The organism is Rhizobium sp. P2_G9 (assembly GCF_056403475.1).
Genome location: NZ_JBFUFK010000045.1, coordinates 60,627 through 67,041, shown reverse-complemented (window position 1 = coordinate 67,041; position 6,415 = coordinate 60,627). Strand labels below are relative to the sequence as shown.

The 6,415-nt window shown below is 62.9% G+C and carries 6 protein-coding genes; all 6 read right to left on the bottom strand.

Annotated elements, in window-relative coordinates; translation table 11 throughout:
* Positions 1-47: 47 nt before the first annotated feature.
* Positions 48-347, bottom strand: a complete 300-nt coding sequence (locus AC1DYF_RS30855) for a hypothetical protein (protein WP_477881440.1) — start codon at positions 345-347, stop codon at positions 48-50.
* Positions 348-358: 11 nt separating this feature from the next.
* Complete coding sequence (locus AC1DYF_RS30850; protein ID WP_477881439.1) at positions 359-730, bottom strand: hypothetical protein; 372 nt, start codon at positions 728-730, stop codon at positions 359-361.
* 530 nt (positions 731-1,260) lie between these two features.
* Positions 1,261-3,006, bottom strand: coding sequence for a hypothetical protein (locus AC1DYF_RS30845; protein WP_477881438.1), 1,746 nt, complete (start codon positions 3,004-3,006; stop codon positions 1,261-1,263).
* A gap of 445 nt (positions 3,007-3,451) precedes the next feature.
* Positions 3,452-4,363, bottom strand: coding sequence for an adenylate/guanylate cyclase domain-containing protein (locus AC1DYF_RS30840; RefSeq protein ID WP_477881436.1), 912 nt, complete (start codon positions 4,361-4,363; stop codon positions 3,452-3,454).
* 117 nt (positions 4,364-4,480) lie between these two features.
* On the bottom strand, positions 4,481-5,368 hold the full coding sequence (locus AC1DYF_RS30835; RefSeq protein ID WP_477881432.1) for an N-acetylglucosamine kinase: 888 nt from the start codon (positions 5,366-5,368) through the stop codon (positions 4,481-4,483).
* A 1-nt stretch (position 5,369) separates the two neighbouring features.
* Positions 5,370-6,374, bottom strand: coding sequence for an SIS domain-containing protein (locus AC1DYF_RS30830; RefSeq protein WP_477881430.1), 1,005 nt, complete (start codon positions 6,372-6,374; stop codon positions 5,370-5,372).
* Positions 6,375-6,415 lie beyond the last annotated feature (41 nt).

Below are 6,415 nucleotides of genomic sequence, written 5' to 3'. Positions count from 1 at the left end.
TTACATGACCCTTGAGACCATCGCACAAATGAGCGATGATCCGTTAATCAGCCTGCCCGCTGCCGCTCGCTGACCCATTCCCGGCTCAGCCGGAAAGCACGGCGATCACAAAGCCGAGCTACACCACTCCCAGAGACGCGATCGATCAAGCAGACCTCTATGATCTTCCCGCCTTTTTCAAAGTGAATCTCAATTCCCCCCGGATCTCGCTCTGAAAATACCGTTTTCCAGCCGACGGCAGCTTCGAGGACTTGATCGGCTTCCATGCCGAGATAGAAGGGGTGAATTCCCTGGCCAAAAACCAGTTCGAAATCGGCGGGGGACTTTGCTTTTTTTACTTCTTGCATGCGCCTCCCCATCATTGTGCCACGTCGGGCAGCGTGCGCCAGCGCGTGGTCCTTTGCGCCCGAAATTTCAGGCAGACTTTTTTCTCATCGGCATCTGATAGTGTCATGTCCCCTTTGAACGTGACGCCGTAAGTCTTCAGCCAGGCCAATCCCTGGATGAGCCCATACAATCTCATTTCATATCCCCAGAAACCACTGGCTCTCTCAGTGAATGACGCGCCGAACTCCATTCCATCGTCGGCCTTAAACCCTCCATGTGTGGGACAGACTCGATTTACGAAGGCGTTTTGAAACCAGGTCAACTCCACATGCTGAATAACGTAGTAGTTTTCATGCTCGAGAGCGCGAGCACCGGTGGCCGAGATCAGCAGTGAGAAAGTCAAGAAAGCAAATTTTTTCAGAATATTCCTCGGGCAGCGGAGCTCGGTTAGCAATCAGCAGAAATTGATTGCATCGCTCGCCTGGCGTCAAGCAAGATCCGCGGACAGTTGCCCGCTATTCGCCGGCACTTGACCGCCGACAGCCCTACCGACGAGACATCACCGCCTCAACCCCAGCCACCGGATCGCGATCAAGATCGCGGTCGCCAGCAGCGGCCACTGCACCCACAATCCGCCCGTGAGCACATTGATCGCCGCCAGGCCGAGGCCCATGACGATCAGCGAGGAGGTGCGGTGGTCGAAGCGGCGTTGGGTTCGGGACCATTGCAGGGCTGCGACGATGGCGAAGACGGCGAGAGGCCATTTGGCCCAGAAGTCGTGGGGCTCGGTGAAGAGGTTGACGAGGGTGACGATGATCGCAGCACCGGCCAGCCCGGCTCAAAATCGCCCTGACCGGGCGCAACCTTCCCCGTTGCCCGCCTGATGGCACGCACCTCCCTGAGATAATCCACCTGTGATCCCGCGTGAACGCGTCAAAACACAAACGCATCCCGGCTGAGATCCTCGACATGCACGCCGTTGATCAGCATCGTCGATCCGTCGTCAGCGGTAACGAGGGCGCCTTTGTCGGTGTCTTCGATATGATGCTTCAGTTGATCGAAGTTGTCGATTTCCGACAACGCTCTCAAATCGATCACATCGTGATCCCCGACCTTGAAGTCGGCGATTGCGTCATGGCCACCGCCCGAGGCGAAAACGAAGGTATCGGACCCTTTGCCGCCACAGAACAGGTCGTCGCCAATGCCGCCAACCAGGCGGTCGTGCCCTTTCGTACCATGAATGGTATCGTCGGCGCCGGATTCCTCCGTGACCTTGTTCGCATGAGCCGTCAGCTTGGATGTCTTGCTGCTTGCGAGGTTCAAGACCGTGAAATCCGGCCCTTCGACGGAATTCGGGCTGCCGAAATCAGGTGTTGAAATCTCGTGGGTCCCCTTCGCCGTGCCATCCGTCACCCAGAGCCCCGAATGATTGCTGCCGTCATAGGCGTGGAAGACGGCGACATCGCCGTAGACGGTGAAATCGGGGTTGCTCGTGCCATCGAGCCGTAAACCGCCCTTGACCCCCGCATTGCCGAGGCCGCCCACCTCCACAGTGCCCTTTGCCGTGCCGTCGGTGCTCCAGAGGCCGACATGGCCGTGGGAATCGTAGCCAACGAACAATGCCTTGTGGTTTAGGACGGTGAAATCCGGATAGGCGATGCTGCCGCTCCAGAACAACCCGCCATCCTTGGCCGCATTGGCGCCCTTGATCCCCTTATTGCTGTGGCCACCGATCTCGACCGTGCCCGCCGCCGTGCCGTCGCTGACCCAGAGCGCATCGGTGTGGGCATAGTAGCCGCTGGAATTGAGCGTGTCGTCATAGCCCGCGAACAGGACGAGTTTGCCGAAGGTCGTCAAACCCTCGGGCTGGATGCCCATCGGCAGCTCCGAGGTAAATTGATGGTTGAAACCATCAGGCGATCCCTTGATGTCCTTATTGCCCTGGCCGCCGATCTCGTGCGTTCCCTTCGCGGTCCCGTCGGTCACCCAAAGCGAGCCGGGCGTGTCCCGCAGGTCGGCCCCGGCGAACAGAACCTTGTTGCCGTCCACGGCAAAGTCGCGCGGCTGAATATCGCTGCCCGGACTTCCGACCTTGACGGCGCCCTTGATCGGGGCAAGCTCGAATGTCCCCTTCACCGTGCCGTCGGTTTCCCAGAGCCCGACATTGCCGGCCTTGTCGCGGCCGTTGAACAGCACGATATTGCCGAACGCGGTGAAGTGCGGATCGCTCGGCAGCAGGCCGCCCGAATAGGCATTGGCGATCTGCTTGTTGCCCACGCCGCCGATCTCGACCGTCCCGTTCGCGGTCCCGTCGGTCATCCAGAGGCCCGGCACCTCATTGCCCGAGACCCCGGCTTCGCCGCGAAAGAGCAGCTTGTGCCTGTAGGCTGTGAAATAACCCGGGCCGAGCCCGTCCGGATTGGCCTTGTGGATGCCGGTGACCTCGTGCGTCCCCTTCGCGGTCCCGTCGGTTTCCCAGAGGCCGAATTTGCCGTTCGCATTCGTGCCCTCGAAGAACAGATGCTTGCCGAGGAGCGTGAGGAATGCCGGGTTGATTCCGCCTTGATTCGCATTCAGACCCGGTGTGATCTCGACGGTTCCGGCCGCCGTCCCGTCCGTCTTCCACAATTCCTCGTTGAAGTCATCGTCGAGCGCCCCATAGATCACGATCCTCGTCATGCGCTGTTCCTCCCCCGCCTGCCAGGGGCAGGCAATGCCGAACGCACTCTGATCATTTGGACCGCTTGGGCTATGTTCAACCCGTCAGGCGGGCCGATATACAAGGGGACGTCCTACCCCCAGAGCGTGTCCTATTTTCGGGAATTAAAATAGCACCGATCCTGCAGTCGAACAAGTTGTCCGCCCCTGATGCCGCCGGCGGTACCGAGGATCCAGCACCTGCTGCATCATTGTCGACGACGTTCCCGATTTGGCATTCGCGGTGCCTCAAGCACGCGTCAAGAAGGGGAGATTGGGGTGCACGCAGTGCCACAAGCACACCTGGTGCAATGGGAGATTGGGGCACCCACGGCGCCACACATTCTCCCTCACCCTGAGCACTTTTTCGGCGCAGCCGGAGAAGCCTCGAAGGGTCCTGCCAAGACCGCTGACCAAGCCCTACTGACTACCGCCGCAACCCCAGCCACCGGAGCGTGATCAGGACCGCGATCGCCAGCAGCGGCCACTGCACCCACAATCCCCCGGTGAGCACATTGATCGCCGCCAGGCCGAGGCCCATGACGATCAGCGAGGTGGTGCGGCGGTCGAAGCGACGTTGGGTGCGGGACCATTGAAGCGCGGCGACGATGGCGAAGACGGTGAGGGGCCATTTGGCCCAGAAATCGTGGGGCTCGGTGAAGAGGTTGACCAGCGTGACGATGATCGCGGCACCGGCCAGGCCGCGATACATGGCCGGGCTGCCGGGCTGGAAGAACAGTTCTTCCCTGTCGGAAGCCGGTGGTCTTGGCGGGTGCTGCGGGACGTCGCGCGAGCGTTCCCGGCCGGCGGCCGGCGCTTCGCCGACGCGGACCGAATAGCTCGGCACGGCCTCGGAGACGTTCTTCACCTGCAGCGGGCCGAGGAAATCGAAGGCGACGGTCACCTTGTTGCGGACCTGGTCGTAGACAGTGTTGGAAATGACGATGCCGCCGGGCAGGGCCGAGCCCTGCAGGCGGGCGGCGATGTTGACGCCGTCGCCATAGATGTCGTCGCCGACCTCGATGACGTCGCCGAGATTGATGCCGATGCGGAACAGCATCTGCTTTTCGCTCGGCGTGCCGGCATTGTAGCCTGCCAGTTCGTTCTGGGTATCGATTGCAGCGCGGACAGCCTCGACGACGCTGGGGAATTCGGCGATCAGGCCGTCGCCCCAGGTGTTGATCACCCGGCCGCCATGCGACTGGATCACCGCCGACATCGCGTCGCGATAGCGCTTCAGGGTGACGAGCGTGCCTTCCTCGTCGATGCCCATCAGGCGCGTATAGTCCTGGACGTCGGCGGAGAAGATCGTCGTCAGCTTGCGACRTGTTTCAGGCATGTTTGCCGGTTCCATTCACCCAAGCCCTCGCTTCAACGATCGCAGCTGAATATGCGGTATCGGGGTTAAGATTTAAAGGAGCGAACCGGCATTGCGACGAAAAATCGGATCGTCGCCTCAAGCGGTCTTGCGCGCCAGGAACACGGCGCCTTCGACGGGGCTGACGCTCAGCTTGTGGATTCTGAGCCCCGGATGGGCCGCCTTCACCGCGGCGGCAAATGCATCGAACAGCCTCTCCTGGTTGACGATCACGCTGCCGGCGACGACGATATCGGTGCCAGCGGCGCCGCGGGCGAGGAGCTGGCCGACCAGGGCGGCCAGATATTCGCCGCCCTCTTTGATGACCCGCTGCGCCAGGGCCGAGCCGGCGTCGGCGGCGGCGAAGACGGCGGGGCAATGCGGCGCCCAGTTCTCGGCGGTCGGTTCGTCATTGACCTTGCGGGTCAGGCGCTCGGCATCGGCGACACCGAAGTCTGCGATCAGGGCAGAGAGCAAGCCATCGTCCGGTCTGCCTTCGTCGAGTGCCCTGAGTGCTGCTCGGGTGGCTTCGCGGACCAGTGCTGCTGCGCCGCCCTCGTCGCCGATGACCGAACCCCAGCCGCCGGCGGCCATGTGGGCGCCGGAAGCATCCTTGCCGACGCCGATGGCGCCGGTGCCGGCGATGATGCCGATGCCCTGGTCGAAGCCGGCGGCGGCGACGATCAGTGCCGCGTCGTTGACGGCGGTGGCCTGGTAGCCGAGCTTGGCCAGTTCGGCGGTCAGGTCGCGGGCGATTGTCGCGCTGTTGATGCCCTGGGCGCCGAAGGCCAGCGAGGCGATTTTGAGGTCGGCGGGGACATGCGCCTTGAGCTTGCCGGCGATCCAGGCCGCACCTTCTGCGACCGGCTCGGCATCCCAATCCTGGCTGGGGATCAGCGTGTCGATGATGCGCTTGCCGTCGAGGGTTTCGATGACGAGATGCGCCTTGGTGCCGCCGATGTCTAGCGCGATCAGTGCATAGGTCATGTCAGGCAACCTTGGTGTCATTGTGCTCGAAGACGAAGGCATCCGGGTCGAGCCCGCGGGCTATAGCAGTTTCGACCGCGAGCGTCTGCATGACCACGGCTTCGAGAATGGGGCGCTGCGCCGGCGAGACAGACGGCAGCGCGATATGGCTGAGATGGGCTTCCTCGGCGACGGAGAGCGGGCTGACGAGAATGGTTTCATGGCCGGCGCGGGCCAGCGTGCTTGCCAGCTCGATCTCGCGTTCGTCGCCGAAGAGGATATGGGCGCCGCGGCCGGCCGATTCCATCGCGCCGTGCAGATATTGTCGCGTCGACATGCCGGTGGCGGGGATGCGGGCGATTTCGCGCAGCAGCAGCGCGCCGACTTCGGCCGAGCCGACGGAAGAGGCGATGGCGGCGCAATCGGCATAATGGGCGTCGTTTAGCCGGCTTACGAGTTCGTTGATACGTTCGGCGAGCAGGGTTTCGACGGCGCGGACGGCTGGCGCGATGTTGGCCCAGGACGGGTCGATCTCGCCGTCGTTCCAGGCTTCGGCCACCATGCCCAGCGCCATCACAGTGGCGGTGTAGCCGATGGTCGAGGCATAGCTGTCGGGAATGGCGCCGAGCGAGATATTGGCGGCGGAGATCGCCGCGATCGGTGAATCCTTGGCGTTGACGACGGAAATGCGCAGTGTCGGGTCGATGGAATTGAACACGGCGAGCGTCTCGGCGCTCTTGCCGCTCTGCGACACGCCGATCAGCGGGTGATCGGTGGCGGGAAAGGGGATGGGATATTCGCCGGCATTGAGCCTGAGCGCATGCACGCCGCGGGCGCGCAGCGTCCAGACAGCGGCGGCGCTCGCCGCAAAGCTGGCGCCGATGCCGAGGAAGATCGGCCCCGGACCAGCCAGCGCGCCGGCCTCGCGGGCGCGAAAAACCTCGCCGCCGATTGCCGCGACTGCGGCATCCAGCCGGTCGGCCTGGGCGGCGCGCGCTTCGGCGAGAGAAATGTAACCCTTGACCACGTCTGTCTCCTTCAGAATTCAGGCCGCGTTCGACCGGTGCC

What these genes read in the sequence shown, in the direction of transcription:
- AC1DYF_RS30855 (WP_477881440.1), bottom strand. Translation starts at nt 347, where the DNA reads ATGCAAGAAGTAAAAAAAGCAAAGTCCCCCGCCGATTTCGAACTGGTT.
- AC1DYF_RS30845 (WP_477881438.1), bottom strand. Translation starts at nt 3,006, where the DNA reads ATGACGAGGATCGTGATCTATGGGGCGCTCGACGATGACTTCAACGAG.
- AC1DYF_RS30835 (WP_477881432.1), bottom strand. Translation starts at nt 5,368, where the DNA reads ATGACCTATGCACTGATCGCGCTAGACATCGGCGGCACCAAGGCGCAT.